Here is a 16,320-nt window from a genome sequence, read left to right on the forward strand (position 1 = left end):
CTCGGTGGTAAGAACGCGCGCCTATGCGGATCGAACGCTTCCTCGATGCTCTCGCCGGAAAGGCGATCGAGGACACCCTGGGCGTGAAGGCGCCCGCGATCCTGCGCCCCACGCAGGACCCGAAGCACGGCGACTACCAGGTGAACGGCGTGATGCCGCTCGCCAAGCAGCAGAAGCGTCCGCCGCGCGAGCTCGCCGAGAAGGTCGCGGAAGCACTGCGCTCGCACGAAGCGATCGCGGAGGCGACCGTCGCGGGCCCCGGGTTCCTCAACATCCGCCTCGCCGACGCGTGGATCGCGGCGCGCCTCGCGGAGTCGCTGAAGGACGCGCGCGACGGCGTGCCCGAGAGCGAGACGAAGCAGAAGATCGTCGTCGACTACTCGAGCCCGAACATCGCGAAGCAGATGCACGTCGGCCACCTGCGCTCGACGATCATCGGCCACGCGCTGGTGCAGCTCCTTCGCTTCCAGGGCCACGAGGTCATCGGCGACAACCACCTCGGCGACTGGGGCACGCAGTACGGCTTGCTCATCGCGGGCCTGCGCGCGTTCGGCGGCGGTGACGCCGCGGTCGCGTCGCTCTCGCTCGCGCAGCTCGAGGGCATCTACGTGGAGGCGAAGAAGCGCGCGAAGGACGACGAGTCGTTCGCGGACGAGGCGCGCCGCGAGCTCGCGAAGCTGCAGTCGGGCGACGCCGCGAACCGCGCGCTCTGGGAGCGCTTCGTCGCGATCACGCGCGCCGAGAACGACAAGGTCTACGAGCGCCTCGGCGTCTCGTTCGACTGGTGGAAGGGCGAGAGCTTCTACGAGCCGATGCTCCCGGGCGTCGTCGACGAGCTGCTCGCGAAGGGCCTCGCGCGCGAGGACCAGGGCGCGATCTGCATCTTCTTCAACGAGCTCGAGAACGTCCCGAACAAGCTCGCGAAGCAGAAGACGCCGTTCCTCATCCGCAAGAAGGACGGCGCGTTCCTCTACTCGACCAGCGACATCGCGACGGTCGAGCACCGCAAGTCGCTCGGCGTCGAACGCTCGATTTACGTCGTCGACTCGCGCCAGTCGCAGCACTTCGAGCAGCTCTTCGGCGTCGTGCAGATGCTCGGCATCCAGATGCAGCTCGAGCACGTCGGCTTCGGCATGGTGCTCGGCAGCAGCGGCACCGCGCTCGCGACGCGCGAGGGCAACGCGCTCACGCTCGCGTCGCTGCTCGACGAGGCAGAAGCGCGCGCGGCGGTCGGTGTGCGCGAGCAGGGCATCGACATCAGCGAACAAGACATGCCGAAGGTCGCGAGGGCGGTCGGCATCGGCGCGGTGAAGTACAGCGATCTGCGCCAGAACCGGCTCAGCGACTACCAGTTCGACTTCGACAAGCTCATCGAGTTCAAGGGCAACGCCGGGCCCTATCTCCAGTACGCGGCGACGCGCGGCGGCTCGATCTTCCGCACCGGCGGGATCGATCTCGCGAGCTTCGCGCCCGCTTCGATCACGCTCACCGAGCCCGCCGAGCTCGCGCTCGCGCGCCAGCTCGCGAAGTTCGCGGACGTCGTGCACGCGGCGGCCGACACCTGCCAGCCGCACTTGCTCTGCGATCACCTCTATGCGGTCGCGAGCGACTTCAGCCGCTTCTACGAGGCGTGCCAGGTCCTGAAGAGCGAGGGCGCCACGCGCGAGTCGCGCCTCGCGCTCACCGCGATCACGTCGCGTCAGCTCCGCCGCGGCCTCACGCTGCTCGGCATCGAAGTCCTCGAGCGCATGTGAGCGAGGCTGTCGAGGGCACGGCGCGCGAAGACCGCTTCCAGCCGTTCTTCGTCACCTGCGCCGCGGGGACCGAGCTCGCGCTGAAGGACGAGCTGCGCGAGCTGCGCCTCCACAAGGTGCGCGCCGATCGCGGCGGCGCGCGCTTCGAGGGCACGATCGATCACGCGTTCCGCGCGTGCCTTCATTCGCGCATCGGCGTGCGCGTGCTGATGCCGATCGCGCGCTTCCCCGCGCCCGACGGCGAGGCGCTCTACGCCGGCACGCGCGACGTCGAATGGGAGCGCTGGCTCACGCCGCGCCACACGCTCGCGGTCAGCGCGATCAGCAAGCAGAGCGCGCTGACCCACACCGCGTTCGTCGCGCAGAAGACGAAGGACGCGATCGTCGATCGTCTGCGCGATCACACCGGCGCGCGGCCCAACGTCGATCGCGAGGATCCCGACGTCGCGATCTTCGTGCACATCGCGAAGGACGAAGCGTCGGTGCACCTCGACGTCTCGGGCGAGTCGCTGCACCGACGTGGATGGCGCCGCGCGATCGGCGAAGCGCCGCTCAAGGAGACGCTCGCCGCCGCGGTGCTGCGCCTCTCGGGCTGGGATCGCGAGCGCCCGCTGATCGATCCCACCTGCGGCTCGGGCACGATCCCCATCGAGGCCGACCTATGGGCGCGCGACGTCGCGCCCGGCATCGCGCGTGATCGCTTCGGCGTCGAGCGCTGGGCCAGCCACGACGCGCGCGAGCGCGCCGCGTTCCGCGCGATGCGCGACGAGGCACGCGCGAACGAGCGCCCGAGCGGCCCCGAGATCCTCGGTCTCGACGTCGATCCGCGCGCGGTCTCGCTCGCCGAGTCGAACGCGAAGCGCGCTGCGTCTCGCGCGCGTTTCCGGCGTGCTTCGCTCCGCGATCTCGCGCTCCCGCGCACGCCCACCGAGCTCGTCGCGAACCCGCCCTACGGCGTGCGCCTCGACGTGCGCGCCTTCTGGGACGAGCTCGCCGCGATCCGTCCCGCGCTCCGCGGCCACCGACTGAGCCTCTTGCTCCAGGCGCCGCCGCCCGAAGGTCTTCTCCCGGAGCCCGTCGCGTCCCACCGGCTCTTCAATGGCGCCATCGAGTGTCGCCTACTGACCTGGGAGTGCTGACCCCGGACCCCACGAAACCCCACCGTTTCGACGGCCCGTGTACGCCAGGGCTGGAAACAACGTGTCTATAGACGAACAGTGCATTTGGGGTACACTCGGCTGGACGACATCATCGGGGTCGGGGAACCCAATGACCCGTCGTCAGAGGGGGTCCTTTCCCGCATGAGCGTCCCGAGCCCGAAGGACAACGCCGTCGCTCCGGAGGAGATCAGCGCTCCGCCGGCACGCACGGGGAAGACGGGCGAGACCGACCCTCTCATCGGCAAGGTCGTCTCCGATCGCTTCCGGATCCTCTCGCCCATCGCGCGCGGCGGCATGGGCGTCGTGTACAAGGCCGAGCAGGCGCCGCTCGGTCGCCTCGTCGCGATCAAGATCCTCTCGCTCAAGCACGACGAGGAGAAGGATCCCGAGTTCCGGAAGCGCTTCTTCCTCGAGGCCGCCACGGTCGCGAAGCTGACGCACCCGAACACCGTCACGGTGTTCGACTACGGTCAGGGCGACGGCGGCATCTACTACATCGCGATGGAGCTGGTGAACGGGCGCACCCTGAAGCGCGCGCTCACCCAAGAAGGCCCGTTCGCGGGCGACCGCGCGATCAACATCGCGAAGCAGATCTGTCGCTCGCTCCGCGAAGCGCATCGCCTCGGCGTCATCCATCGCGACATGAAGCCGGGCAACGTGATGCTGGTCGACCGCGACGGCGAGGACTACGTCAAGGTGCTCGACTTCGGTCTCGTCAAGGAGATCGACGGTCAGAACCCCGACGAGGATCTCACGCAGGCCGGCGTGTTCATGGGCTCGCCCAAGTACATGTCGCCCGAGCAGATCCAGGGCGAGCACGTCGACGGCCGCACGGACATCTACGCCATCGGCGTGATGCTCTACGAGATGTTGACCGGCCGCGTGCCGTTCAACCGCGAGAACCAGATGCAGATCCTGATGGATCACGTGCGCGAGCCGGTGCCGCCGATGACGGTGCCCTCCGGCAAGCCGCCGATCCCGCCGGAGCTGCAGGCGGTCGTCTTCAAGTGCCTCGAGAAGAAGGCCACCGATCGCTATCCGGACATGGAAGCGCTGCTCGTCGCGCTGAAGCAGGGCGGCGGCGATGGCCTCCACCTCACGGCGTCGCACAGCCGCGAGGTCGATCTCTCGATGTCGACCGGTGGGACGCCGATCAGCGGCGTGCACACGGTCGGTCCGCAGTCGCCGCCCGCCGGGATGCCCTCGGGCGCGCTCCCGCCCGCGCCGACGAGCGCGGCGCCCGAGGAGAAGAAGTCGAACGCGCCGATGGCGCTCGCGATCGTCGCGGTGCTCGCGGCCGTCGGCGGCATCGGAGCGTACGCGACCGGCATGATCGGTGGCGGCGCGACAGTGGACACGACGGTGCTCCCGACGCCGACGACGGGATCGCCGCCGCAGCCCGAAGCGCCGCCGACCGACGCGCTCGGCGCGGTGACGGCGCCGACGCCCCAGACCACGACGACCACGCCGCAGCCCGCGGAGCCGGTGCACACGCTGATGGTCTCGCTGCGCTCGACCCCGCCGGGTGCGACGGTCGAGATCGCGGGCCGCGAGTACGGCCCGACGCCCGCGCAGGTCGAGCTCGTCGGTGAGCTCGCGACCGAGGGCCGCGAGCTCGAGCTCGTGTTCTCGCGGCCCGGCTTCCGACCGACGACCGTCACGCAGGTCGTGCACGGGACGTCGATGGAGGTCGAGGCGCGCCTCACGCTGATCCGTCGCCCGGGCGGCGGTGGCGGTGGTGGCGGCGGCGACGAGAGCGGCAGCGGCGACACCCGCGTCGAAGGCTACCGCGACAGCCCGTACTGACCGGGCGACGCGCTCGGCGCGCTTCCGCGGCGGTGCTCGGTCGGGTTAGATCCCGCGCATGGATCTGCACGGTTCGGTCGCACTGGTCACGGGCGGCGCGTCGGGGCTCGGACGCGCCACGGTGGAGGCGCTCGCAGCGCGCGGCGCGACGGTCGCGATCGTCGATCGCGACGCCGATCGCGCGAAGGCGCTCGCCACGTCGATCGGCGGTGATCGCGCGTTCGCCGCGCCCGCCGACGTCGCAGACGGCGCCGCGATGAGCGCGGTGATCGACGGCGCCGCGTCGCGCGGTCCGCTCCGCGTCGCGGTCGCGTGCGCCGGTGTCGGCTGGGCCGCGCGCACCGTCGACAAGGACGGCAAGCCGCACGACCTCGACCTCTTCCGCAAGGTCATCGACGTGAACCTCGTCGGCACGTTCAACGTGCTGCGCCTCGCCGCCGCCGCGATGGCGAAGGCCACGCCGCTGCCCGACGGACAACGCGGCGTCATCATCGGCACCGCGTCGGTCGCGGCGTTCGAAGGACAGATCGGTCAGGTCGCGTACAGCGCGAGCAAGGGCGCGGTCGTCGCGATGACTCTGCCGGCCGCGCGCGACCTCGCGAAGGTCGGCGTGCGCGTGATGACCATCGCGCCCGGCACGTTCGACACGCCGATGCTCGCGGCGCTGCCCGAAGAAGCGCGCAAGTCGCTCGCCGCAGCGATCCCGAACCCCTCGCGCCTCGGCGATCCCACCGAGTACGCGCGCCTCGCGCTGAGCATCGTCGACAACGCGTACCTCAACGGCACGGTCATCCGCATCGACGGCGCGCTGCGCATGGCACCCAAGTGAGCCAGTCCCGCCTGCTCGCCGAGAAGCGCTTCGCGCCCTTCTTCTGGACCCAGTTCCTCGGCGCGTTCAACGACAACGTCTTCAAGAACGCGCTCGTCATCCTCTTCACGCTCACGCCACCGAGCGACGTCTCGCTCTCGCGCGACGCCCTCGTGAACCTCGCGAGCGGCCTGCTCATCCTGCCCTTCTTCATCTTCTCCGCGACGGCCGGTCAGCTCGCCGAGAAGATGGAGAAGTCGCGCCTCGTGCGCTGGACGAAGCTCATGGAGATCGCGGTGATGATCGTCGCCGCGTTCGCGCTCTTCTCGGGCAGCGCGATCCTCCTGCTCGCCCTGCTCTTCATGCTCGGGCTGCAGAGCGCGATCTTCGGGCCGGTGAAGTTCGCGATCCTGCCCTCCGTGCTGCGCGAGGACGAGCTCGTCGGCGGCAACGGCCTCGTCGAGATGGGCACGTACGTCGCGATCCTCGGCGGCACGATGCTCGGCGGCGTGCTCGTCGCGCAGGCGGGCTGGGGCGTGCACGCCGTCGCGATCACGATCGTCGTCGTCGCGGTCGCGGGCTACGTCGCGAGCCGTGGCGTGCCCCAGGTCCCGTCGGCGATGCCGGGCCTGCGCATCGATCCGAACGTGCTCGTCCAGACCTGGCGCGTCATCGGGTACGCGCGCGAGAACCGCGCGGTCTGGCTCTCGGTGCTCGGCAACTCGTGGTTCTGGTTCGTCGGCGCGCTCTTCCTCGCGCAGCTCCCGGGCTTCGTCGAGGACGTGCTCCATGGCTCGCCCGAGGTCGTCACGCTCCTGCTCATCGTCTTCTCGCTCGGCGTCGGCATCGGCTCGCTGCTCTGCGAGCGCCTCAGCGGGCGCGTGATCGAGCTCGGCCTCGTCCCCTTCGGATCGATCGGCATCACGTTCTTCGCGATCGATCTCTTCCTCGCGAGCGAGTGGCACGTCGCGCCCGCCGTCGTCGAAGGCCCCTTCGCCGTGCTCGCCGACTCGAGCAACTGGCGCATCCTCATGGACCTCGCGCTGCTCGGCGTGTTCGGCGGCTTCTACAGCGTGCCGCTCAACGCGATGATCCAGCACCGCAGCGACCCGACGAAGCGCTCGCGCATCATCGCCGCGAACAACATCGTCAACGCGATCTTCATCGTCGGCGCGGCCGGCGTCGCGATCGTGCTGCTCGGCCTCGGCCTCACGATCCCCCAGCTCTTCCTCGCCGCGGGCGTGATGAACGCGCTCGTCGCGCTCTACATCTACACGCTGCTGCCGGAGTTCCTCTTCCGGTTCCTCGTCTGGCTGCTGATGCACACGATGTATCGGCTCCGCGTGAAGGGCGTCGAGAAGCTCCCGAGCGAAGGCCCCGCGCTGCTCGTGTGCAACCACGTCGCGTACGTCGATGCGCTCATCCTCGCGGCCGCGTCGTCGCGCCCGATCCGCTTCGTGATGTGGTGGAAGATCTTCGAGATCCCCCTGCTCAAGTGGATGTTCGGCATCGCGCGCGCGATCCCGATCGCGGGCCGCAAAGAGAAGCCCGAGCTCGTCGAAAAGGCGTTCGCCGAGATCGATCGCGCGCTCGCCGAGGGCGAGCTCGTCTGCATCTTCCCCGAGGGCGCGCTCACGTACACGGGCGAGCTCTCGCCGTTCCGCCCGGGCGTCGAGCGCATCGTCGCGAGCACGCCCGTGCCCGTCTTCCCGATGGCGCTCAAGGGCCTCTGGGGCAGCTGGTTCAGCCGCCGCGGCGGTCCTGCGATGGCGAAGCGCCCGCGCCGCTTCCGCTCGCAGATCGAGCTCGAGGTCGGCGACGCGATCGCGCCCGCCGACGCGACCGCGGAGCGCCTGCAGCACGCGGTGCAGACCCTCCGCGGCGACGCGCGGTAGACCGGCGGGCGAGCTGATCGTTCGACGGTCTCGAGCCGCTCAGAAGCCCGGCGGCATCGGGCCCGGATCGGGCGGATCGAACGGTCCGCCCCCTCCGCTGCCCGGCTCCCGCGGCTCGTCGCCGCGCGGCTCGCGCCCCGGCACCGGGAAGCCCTGGTCCTCGAGCTCGTCGTTCATCTGATCGGGGTCGCCGTCCGGCGCGTCGCGCGGGCCGCACTGCAGCGTCGCGCAGATCCACCGCTCCTCGCACACCGCCAGGCACTCCGCCGCGCACGCGGTGTCCTCGTCGTACACGCCGAACACGCCCGCTTCGCCGACGTCTTCGGGTCCGACCGCGACCACGTACACGCGCGCATGCGCCGCGAAGAACGCGTCGACCTCGGCCTCCGGCGCGATCAGCTCGCACGTCAGATCCGCGCGCGAGCGCGCCGAGCCGCGCCGCGAGAGATCGATCGGCACCGGGTCCCCCGCCGGAAGATCCGCGCCGACGGCGTCCGCGCCCGTGCCCTGACACGCCGCGAGGAGCAGCGCGCCGACGATCATCCCTCTCCGTGTCTTCCGCATGCTCGTGACGGTGCCACGCCCGATGCGCCAAAGACCTCGTGGAGACCGCGAAAGACCAGCGCCTGCGCGCCAAAGACCGCCGCGCGCACGAACGCGTGAGAGGATGGGAGGCGAGACGATGCGCTCACGACGAACCCCCGATCGCGCCGGTGAAGGCGTCGAGAGCGCGCGCCCCTCGCGCCCCGGCGGTCCGAGCCAGCTCCTCGAGCTCTTCTTCGCGACCTGCGCCGAGCTCGGCGTCGAGAGCGATCGCGACGTCGCCGCGCTCGCCGGCGTCAGCGTCGAGAACGTCGCGAACTGGCGCTCCGGCGCGGTGCGCGAGCTCAAGCCCTACAAGCTCGCCGGCGTGAAGCGCGCCCTGGCGGGACGCATCGCGCAGCTCAAGGATCGCGCGAGCCTCATGGACTCCACGGTCCACCTGAAGCTGCGCCCGCTCGAGATCGAAGAAGGCTCGAGCCCCGCAGAGCAGCAACGCAAGCTGCGCGACCGCGTCCACTACGACTACGTCGGGCACCAGTTCCTCTACGCCGAGGCGCAGGGCGCGCTCGCGTGGGAGAGCATCATCCGCTCGGGCTACGAGCAGGACTCGTGGCTGCGCGGCGTGCGCGATCAAGCGCGCCTCTGGTTCGACTCGGCGCGCGACGCGCGCGGTGGATGCCGCGGTCCGATCGCCGAGGCGCTCGGGCTCGACTCGCGTCGCCTCCGCGGGCTCGACGTGATCAGCCTCGGCCCCGGCGAGGGCAGCAAGGAGTGCGTGCTGATCGAGGCGCTCCACGCGCTCGAGGGCAGCATCGGCCAGCCACTCCCCTGGCAGACGATGGCGCTCGTCGACGTGTCCATCTCCTTGCTGGTGCGCGCCGCGACCTCGGCGCGGAAGCTCGTCGGCGAGCGCGAGGACCTGCCCCGCACCCACGTGCTCGCGTTCTGCGCCGACTTCGAGGAGGGCCCGCTCGGCTTCGTCAATCGCCTGCCGACCGAGCGCTACGACGCCGACGCCGGGCGGCGCCTCGTCTGCGTCCTCGGCAACGTCTTCGGCAACGTGCGCGACGAGGAGCACTTCCTCCGCGAGAAGCTCGCGCGCCTCGTGCGTCCCGGCGATCTCCTCTGGCTCGAGGTCGGCCTGCGCGCCGATCCGCTCTCGAGCGATCCCCTCTACGCGCTCCTCGCGCGCACCGATCGCCAGGAGACCGCGGCCGAGACCAACCGCCGCCTGCTCCTCGAGGGCCCGTATCGCGCGTGGGAGAGCGCGCTCGGCCGCAGCCACGCGCGCGTCGAGATGCGCCTCACGCTGCGCGAGGACGACGACGCGTCGCGCATCCCCGGCTCGTGCAACTTCTGCCACGACCTCTGGCTCGTCGAAGAGCGGCGCGCGCTCACGATGCTCTACAGCCGCCGCTACGAGCTCGCCGCGCTCACCCGCTGGCTCGAGGCGCGCGGCTACCAGCTCCTGCGCCAACAGAGCGTGGCCGACAGCAAGGGACGCCCGCGCGTCGCGCACCTGCTGCTCCGCCGCACCAGCGAGCCCGAGAAGCGCTGACGTCACGCGAGGAGCGACACCACGCGCGCGATCGTCGCGAGCCCGCGCTGCGAGCGCCTCTCTTCCCCGCGCAGCGATACGACGATACCGCGGTCGCGCAGCGCGCGAGCCTTCCCTCTGGACCCTCGCTCCGCTATCCCTTCGCGGCCATGACCGTGAAGAAGCCCTTCGATCCCGTCGCTGCTCTCGATGATCTCGATCGACGTGCGCTCGAAGGAGGCGGCGCCGCGCGCATCGCGAAGCAGCACGAGGCGGGCAAGCTCACCGCGCGCGAGCGCATCGATCTGCTCCTCGACCCCGGCTCGTTCGTCGAGATGGATCGCCTCGTCGTCCATCGCTGCAACGACTTCGGCATGGCCGAGCAGAAGATCCCCGGCGACGGCGTGGTCACCGGCTACGGCAGCATCGAGGGCCGCAAGGTCTTCGTGTTCGCCCAGGACTTCACCGTGTTCGGCGGCTCGCTCTCCGCGGCCTACGCCCGGAAGATCACGAAGATCATGGACCTCGCGATGCGCGTCGGGGCCCCGGTGATCGGCCTCAACGACTCGGGCGGCGCGCGCATCCAGGAAGGCGTCGAGTCGCTCGCGGGCTACGCCGAGATCTTCCAGGCGAACGTGCTCGCCTCGGGCGTCGTCCCGCAGATCAGCGCGATCCTCGGGCCCTGCGCCGGCGGCGCGGTGTACTCGCCCGCGCTCACCGACTTCATCTTCATGGTCGAGAAGACCTCCTACATGTTCATCACCGGCCCCGACGTGATCAGAACGGTCACGCACGAGGAGGTGAGCAAGGAAGAGCTCGGCGGCGCGCGCACCCACAACGAGACGAGCGGCGTCGCGCACTTCGCCTCGGCCGACGACGCGTCGTGCCTCGCCGCGATCCGCGAGCTGATGGGGTTCCTCCCGCTCAACAACCACGAGGACCCGCCGCACCGCCCCACGACCGACTCGGTGGATCGCGAGGACGCGGAGCTCGACACGCTGGTCCCGCGCGACTCCGCGAAGCCCTACGACATCAAGCAGGTCATCGCGAAGGTCGTCGACGACGGCGTGTTCTTCGAGGTGCAGGAGCGCTTCGCCGAGAACATCGTCGTCGGCTTCGCGCGCATCGGCGGCTCGCCGATCGGCGTGGTCGCGAACCAGCCGCAGATCCTCGCGGGGTGCCTCGACATCGACGCGAGCGTGAAGGCCGCGCGCTTCGTGCGCTTCTGCGACGCGTTCAACGTGCCGATCGTCACCTTCGTCGACGTGCCCGGGTTCCTCCCCGGCACCGCGCAGGAGTACGGCGGCATCATCAAGCACGGCGCGAAGCTGCTCTACGCGTACGCCGAGGCGACGGTCCCGAAGATCACGGTCATCACCCGCAAGGCGTACGGCGGCGCGTACGACGTGATGGCGAGCAAGCACCTGCGCGGCGACATGAACTTCGCGTGGCCGAGCGCGGAGATCGCGGTGATGGGCCCCGACGGCGCGGTGAACATCGTCTACCGCCGCGAGATCGAGAAGGCGACGGACGCGGTCGCGGCGAAGGCGCACTTCGTCGACGAGTACCGCTCGAAGTTCGCGAACCCGTTCAAGGCCGCGGAGCTCGGCTTCGTCGACGAGGTGATCCACCCGCGCACGACGCGCGCGCGCCTGGCGCGCGCGCTCTGGCTGCTGCGCGACAAGCGCCTCGAGAACCCGCCGAAGAAGCACGACAACCTTCCTCTTTGATCGGCCGCAGTCGCGGCGTTTCGTCTGGGTCTCGGCGAGGCCCGCGAGCGCACGGGCTCGCTGCGCTCGAGCGATGCGCGTGCGCTCTCTCGCGGGTCTCGCGCACGGCACATGCGTCCACCGTCGGCTCCGGAAGGAGCATCGACGATGAAGTCTCCCGGGCATCGGAAGTGGCCCGACCACGTGGTCGCGGAGCGAACGCTGGACCAGCACCTGCGCGTCGAGATCGACGGCGAGGTGCTCGCCGACTCGCGCGACGTGATCGAGGTCGACGAGGACGGAGCCCCGCCTCGCTTCTACTTCCCGCGATCCGACGTCGTCATGGACAAGCTCGAGCGCACCGCGACGACGACCACCTGTCCCTTCAAGGGCACCGCGCACTACTTCCGCGTGCGCACCGGCGGCAAGACGCTCGACGACGCGGTCTGGACCTACGAGGAGCCCTACGACGAGCACGCGGCGCTGAAGGACCGCGTCGCGTTCTACGAAGGCGAGATGCCGCAGATCCGCATCGAGCTCGCCCCGTAGCGGCGGCGCGAGCGCGCGCCCCCCGGCTCGCGTCTCTCGCGCGGTGCTCGTCGACCGGCGCCTCCGGTTCGCGTTTCTCGCGCGGTTTTCGTCGACCGGCGCCTCCGGTTCGCGTTTCTCGCGCGGTTTTCGTCGACCGGCGCCTCCGGTTCGCGTTGCTCGCGGTCCGCTCCGGCGACCGGAGCTCCCGGTCGGCGTTCCTCGCGTGATCCCGAGGCGACCCGAGCCCCCGGTCGGCGTTTCGCGGTGCTCTGCTCGTCGACCGGAGCCTCCGGTCGGCGCTCGTCTCCGCAGACGTCGCGGACCGGAGGCGGATGACCCGCGCTCAGGAGCCGCTCTTCTCCTCCTCGGGCTCGCCGGGGACCGGGCGCGCGGGCGGCATCTTGCGCTGGCGGGGGCGCGGCGCCGCGATGGGCTCGGGCGGCGCGACCAGCGCGTCGTACGCGCCCGGACGATCGATGAGCGACGCCTTCGCGAGGACGCGCAGGCGCGACAGCGACTTCTGCCACTCGGGGAGCAGCGCGTCGCGCTCGGCGATCGCGACCTTCCACGCCTTGTGCGCGCGGTCGTAGGCGGGGAGCTGCGACTTCACCTTCGCGGCCAGCCGATCGACCGCGTCACACGCCACGATCACCTCACGCGGCGGCTTCTTCTTGCGAACGGCCTTGGTCAGCGCGATCGCCTCGCGCACCTCGTTGCCGTACCCGAGCTCGACGAGCTCCGACGGCGAGTGCCTCGAGAGCCCGGCGAACGGCGCGTTGCGCTTCGTGATCCCTTCGCCGACGAGCTTGTCGGCGAGCCTGGAGACCGCGGCGTCGAGCGCCTCGTCGATCGCGCCCAGCGTCGTGAGCGCGGCGCTGCGCGCGCTCGCCTTCGCGTCGCTCACGTCCTCCGCGGCGGCGAAGCGCTTGTGCTGCGCGGTGAACGCGCGCGCCGCGCCCTTCGCGCGCGCATCGAGCGGCACGCCCCCGAGCCGCTCCACGATCGCATCGCCCAGTGTCTTCTCTGCGCTCATCTGCCCTCCCCTTGGTGCGCGCGACTATCGCACGGCGGAGAGCGCGATCGAACGGCCGACCACGACCACGACCACGACGACGTGGGCCCGGCCGATCGCACGACGGCGCACCACGCCGCGCCCCCGACGTGGACGTGGACGTCGTCGTGGTCGTGGTCGTGGGCGGCCGTTCGTCCGCGCCTCAGTGCACGTGCGGCGCGACCAGGTGCCACGCGCGCCCGAGCATGCTCTCGCTCGGATCGATCGGGTCGGGCAGCCCACCGAGCAGCCCGCCGAGCCGCGCGACGTACAGGCCGAAGAACATCACGAGCAGCGTGCCCCACACGACGTTGGGCACGCGCACGAACACGCGGTGCTTCGGGATCCAGCCGAGCTCTTCGAGGATCGGCTTCGAGAGGAACCACGCGACGATCGGCGTCATCACCGGCGCCATCGGGTGCAGGCGCCACATCGCGGCGAAGTCGAGCTGCAGGATCGCGAGCGTCGCGCGCGTCAGGCCGCAGCCGGGGCACGGCACGCCGAACATCAGGCGCGTCGGGCAGAGCGGGAATTCGATCGCGGCGAGCAGCAAGAGCGCGAGCAGCGGCATCGCGGCGTCGAGCACGCGGCGCCACTGCGGCCTCGGAGGCAGCGGGCGCGGAACGACGACGCCCGAAGCCTCGTTCGAGGCCTCGGGCGTCTTGGTCGTGATCGCGCGATCGCTCACGCGACCAGTCTGATCAGAACGTGGCCGGCGCGCCGCCGCCGCCCTGCCAGATCGAGTTCATGTCCTCCTGGATCTTCGCCCAGCCGAAGCCGCACGCGAACAGGAAGAGCAGGTAGTTCACCCAGTTGTTCTCGGCGTTCGCGACGCCCGAGCGCTGGCGCGCCTCCTGGATGTACCCGCCGAGCCGCATCAGCGCGTAGGGCGCGCAGACCCAGGCGATGAGGAGCTCGACGATCGGGTTGATGTCGTCACGGCCGAGGTAGTTCTTCAGCTCGGTGAACATCGTATAGAAGTAGTAGAGCGGCCCGAGCCCGCAGGTGAAGATCGCCACGAGCCAGACCGTCGTCGGATTCCGAACCTCGCCCTTCATCGACACTCCTCCCGCGCGCGCCTCGCGCTTCTGGATCGACGCACTCTCCCCCGATGGAGCGGCGCCCACGATATCCGGGGCGCGACGAGAGGGTCAATCGCTCTATCCACACTGCCGAGCACGAGAACGTGTCAGGGCACGCGCCCCGACCGACAGGCCCGCGGTCGAGACGGCGCCCGTACGCGTTCTCGTGCACGTCCGACGTGCTCGTCCGACGTGCTCGTGCACGTGCTCGGCCGTGCGCTCCTACTCCGCCGGGGCGACCTCGGGTCTTCCCTCGCGCCACGTCGCGAAGAAGTGCCGCATCTGCGCCTGCGCGTCGTCGATCGGGTTCTCGAGCTCGATCGGCGGCGACTGCGCGACGAAGGGCGGCAGCGCCGGCTGCATCCAGCGCTGCGCGTCGCTGCGCGAGGTGAGCAGGCCGTGGTTCGCGTCCTCGTAGGTCACGAGCACGCGCGTGACGTCGGTGTCGCCGATCATCACGTTCTGCGAGACGGGCAGCATGCCGACGTCGAGGTCGGTGAACGCGGGCGGCGCGCCGACGATCGGCGCGCCGACGACGCGCGCGAGGGACTCGGTCGCGACGTTCGGCACGGTCTCGTCGCCGTGCGCCATGTGCATCAGCACGTGCACCGGACGGCGCGCGAGGACCGCGGCGTGCGCCATCGAGTCGCCGCGGTCGAGCAGCGTCTGGAAGATGGCGATGCCCGGCAGGCTGCTGACGGTCTCGGTCTGCCAGTCGATCGCGTCGAGCGAGTAGCCGTAGCGCGGCAGCAGGATCGAGAGGAACGTCGGCGCGAACGACGGGCTCATCTCGACGAGGCGCGCGAGGTGACCGCCGGTGACCGCGAGGACCGACGCGCCGATCTCCGGCTCGTTCGCGACGAACACGGTGCCGAGGATCCCGCCGAGCGAGACGCCGACGAACCCGAAGGGCGCGCTCGCGACGGTGAACGCGGGGCCGCCGGCGGTCGCGACCGCCTCGGCGACGCCCTCGCGCAGCACGCGCACGAGGCCCATCAGGTCGACGACCGACTGCCGGAACACGTCGCGCGTGTAGAACGGATGGAACGGGACGAGCTCGCCCGCGTCGTCGCCGATGCCGAGGAAGTCGACGTACACGGCCTGCCCGCCGAGGTCGCCGTAGAGGTCGGCGCCCTCGCTCGCGCCGTACGCGTGGCGCGCGTCGATCGCGCCGCCGGTGGTGCGCATGCCGTGGTACGGGATGTCGATCGCGGCCACGGCGAAGCCCGCGGCGCAGAGCGTGTTGGCGACCGCGAACGCGTTGCCGCGCTGGCCGCCGAGCCCGTGCTGGAACACGACGACGGGCACCGACATCGTCGCGAGGTCGACGCCGCTCGGGAGCACGAGCGTGAACCACACGCGATCGGTGCGCTTCACGACGAGCGCGCCCGACGCGTCGCGCGTCCAGCGGCCGTGCTGCCCGGGCGCGGGTGAGGCGAGCTCGGGGGACTCGAAGGTGCCGTCGATCACCCAGCCGATCGCGTCGTGCGCGACGCCGCCCGGCACGTCGCCGCCGGGCAGCGGGGCGGAGGGCGCGCCGAGCAGCGCGTCGACGGCCTCGCCGGTCACGGCGCGCTCGATCTGGATCGCGGGCGCGTCGCCGCCGCGGACGACGTCGCGCGCGTCGACGAGGTCGTCGGCGACGGTCTGCACGGTGAACACCGCGAGCGCGACGATCTCCTCGCGCGGCGTGCCCGCCATCGCGAGGCTGGCGATCACGGGCGCGTACTGATCGTAGGCCTCGGCCTCGAGCGCGTCGGTCGGGCGCGCGGTGGCGTCGCGGATGATCGCGAACTGCTCGGCCGCCTCGATCGCGGCGCCCTCGCTCGAGCGCACGCGGGTCGTCACGACCGCCGCGTAGCGCGTGCCTTCGATCAGCGGGTGGCCGTCGAGCGGCTGGAGCGAGAGGCGCTGCTCGGTCGCGTCCCAGCGGGCGACGACGGGCACGCGCTCCGACGCGGTGGGCGAGGCGGGGTCGGCGTCGACGAGGAAGACCGACGCGTCCTCGAGCAGGCTCGCGCGCGCGTCGGCGGGGAGCGATGCCGGGTCGAGCGCGCCGTCGAAGTAGAAGAAGACCGGCGAGCTGACGCCGAAGCCGTCGATCTCGTGGAGCGAGCCGCGGAGCGAGGCGATGGTCGCGGGATCGGCGCGCTCTTCGCGCGGGAACGCGCCGAGCTCGACGTGGCCGTCGCGGAGATAGAGGTCGTCCGGGAACGGCACGGCCCCGAAGTCGATCGGGTCGCCGGCGAGCTCGAACACGGCGCGAACGCTCACGGTGCCCGGCGGGCCGGAGTCGTCACCACACGCTGCGAGAAGGATCGAGGGAGCGACGACCAAGAGGAGGCAAGCGACGAACAGCCGAAGACGAGACATTCGGCCTCAGGCTCCCACGCCCCACGCGCCCCATCAATCGTGAGCACGAGCAGGGTCTTCGTGCGTCCTAC

At 70.9% G+C, this 16,320-nt stretch carries 13 protein-coding genes; 8 read left to right on the forward strand and 5 right to left on the reverse strand.

What is annotated here, in order from left to right; genetic code table 11:
- The first annotated feature begins 23 nt into the window (after positions 1–23).
- The 5 genes from argS to DB32_RS24010 all read left to right on the forward strand — a co-directional run bounded on the left by argS (position 24) and on the right by DB32_RS24010 (position 7,423).
- Positions 24–1,754, forward strand: a complete 1,731-nt coding sequence (gene argS, locus DB32_RS23990; protein ID WP_053234971.1) for an arginine--tRNA ligase — start codon at positions 24–26, stop codon at positions 1,752–1,754.
- On the forward strand, positions 1,751–2,893 hold the full coding sequence (locus DB32_RS23995; RefSeq protein ID WP_053234972.1) for a THUMP domain-containing class I SAM-dependent RNA methyltransferase: 1,143 nt from the start codon (positions 1,751–1,753) through the stop codon (positions 2,891–2,893). The genes argS and DB32_RS23995 overlap by 4 nt, the downstream gene beginning before the upstream one ends.
- 162 nt (positions 2,894–3,055) lie before the next feature.
- Complete coding sequence (locus DB32_RS24000; protein WP_053234973.1) at positions 3,056–4,720, forward strand: serine/threonine protein kinase; 1,665 nt, start codon at positions 3,056–3,058, stop codon at positions 4,718–4,720.
- A 58-nt stretch (positions 4,721–4,778) separates the two neighbouring features.
- Positions 4,779–5,549, forward strand: coding sequence for an SDR family NAD(P)-dependent oxidoreductase (locus DB32_RS24005; RefSeq protein WP_053234974.1), 771 nt, complete (start codon positions 4,779–4,781; stop codon positions 5,547–5,549).
- Positions 5,546–7,423: an MFS transporter gene (locus DB32_RS24010; RefSeq protein ID WP_053234975.1), complete on the forward strand. Its 1,878-nt coding sequence runs from the start codon at positions 5,546–5,548 to the stop codon at positions 7,421–7,423. The genes DB32_RS24005 and DB32_RS24010 overlap by 4 nt, the downstream gene beginning before the upstream one ends.
- 39 nt (positions 7,424–7,462) lie before the next feature.
- On the opposite strand, the gene DB32_RS45525 is transcribed toward DB32_RS24010, so the two are convergent.
- The gene (locus DB32_RS45525; RefSeq protein WP_157069337.1) at positions 7,463–7,987 is read right to left on the reverse strand and encodes a hypothetical protein; all 525 of its coding nucleotides are present in this window, start codon (positions 7,985–7,987) and stop codon (positions 7,463–7,465) included.
- A gap of 118 nt (positions 7,988–8,105) precedes the next feature.
- Here DB32_RS45525 and DB32_RS24020 point away from each other — a divergent pair, with 118 nt between their 5' ends.
- The 3 genes from DB32_RS24020 to DB32_RS24030 all read left to right on the forward strand — a co-directional run bounded on the left by DB32_RS24020 (position 8,106) and on the right by DB32_RS24030 (position 11,761).
- A complete protein-coding gene (locus DB32_RS24020; RefSeq protein ID WP_157069338.1) occupies positions 8,106–9,524 on the forward strand; it encodes an L-histidine N(alpha)-methyltransferase in 1,419 nt (472 codons plus the stop codon).
- A gap of 149 nt (positions 9,525–9,673) precedes the next feature.
- Complete coding sequence (locus DB32_RS24025) at positions 9,674–11,233, forward strand: acyl-CoA carboxylase subunit beta (RefSeq protein ID WP_053234978.1); 1,560 nt, start codon at positions 9,674–9,676, stop codon at positions 11,231–11,233.
- Between the two features lie 147 nt (positions 11,234–11,380).
- Positions 11,381–11,761: a DUF427 domain-containing protein gene (locus tag DB32_RS24030; protein ID WP_053234979.1), complete on the forward strand. Its 381-nt coding sequence runs from the start codon at positions 11,381–11,383 to the stop codon at positions 11,759–11,761.
- 325 nt (positions 11,762–12,086) lie between these two features.
- On the opposite strand, the gene DB32_RS24035 is transcribed toward DB32_RS24030, so the two are convergent.
- The 4 genes from DB32_RS24035 to DB32_RS24050 all read right to left on the reverse strand — a co-directional run bounded on the left by DB32_RS24035 (position 12,087) and on the right by DB32_RS24050 (position 16,249).
- Positions 12,087–12,776 carry a hypothetical protein gene (locus DB32_RS24035; RefSeq protein WP_053234980.1) on the reverse strand — a complete coding sequence of 230 codons (690 nt, stop codon included), beginning with the start codon at positions 12,774–12,776 and terminating at the stop codon, positions 12,087–12,089.
- 181 nt (positions 12,777–12,957) lie between these two features.
- Positions 12,958–13,482 (reverse strand): DUF2752 domain-containing protein, encoded by a 525-nt coding sequence (locus DB32_RS24040; protein WP_053234981.1) that lies wholly within the window; start codon positions 13,480–13,482, stop codon positions 12,958–12,960.
- Between the two features lie 13 nt (positions 13,483–13,495).
- Entirely contained in the window at positions 13,496–13,852 is a 357-nt protein-coding gene (locus DB32_RS24045) for a hypothetical protein (RefSeq protein WP_157069339.1), read from the reverse strand.
- 246 nt (positions 13,853–14,098) lie between these two features.
- Positions 14,099–16,249, reverse strand: coding sequence for a hypothetical protein (locus tag DB32_RS24050; protein WP_083457687.1), 2,151 nt, complete (start codon positions 16,247–16,249; stop codon positions 14,099–14,101).
- Positions 16,250–16,320 lie beyond the last annotated feature (71 nt).

It is taken from the genome of Sandaracinus amylolyticus (genome assembly GCF_000737325.1).
Classification (GTDB): Bacteria; Myxococcota_A; Polyangia; order Polyangiales; family Sandaracinaceae; genus Sandaracinus; species Sandaracinus amylolyticus.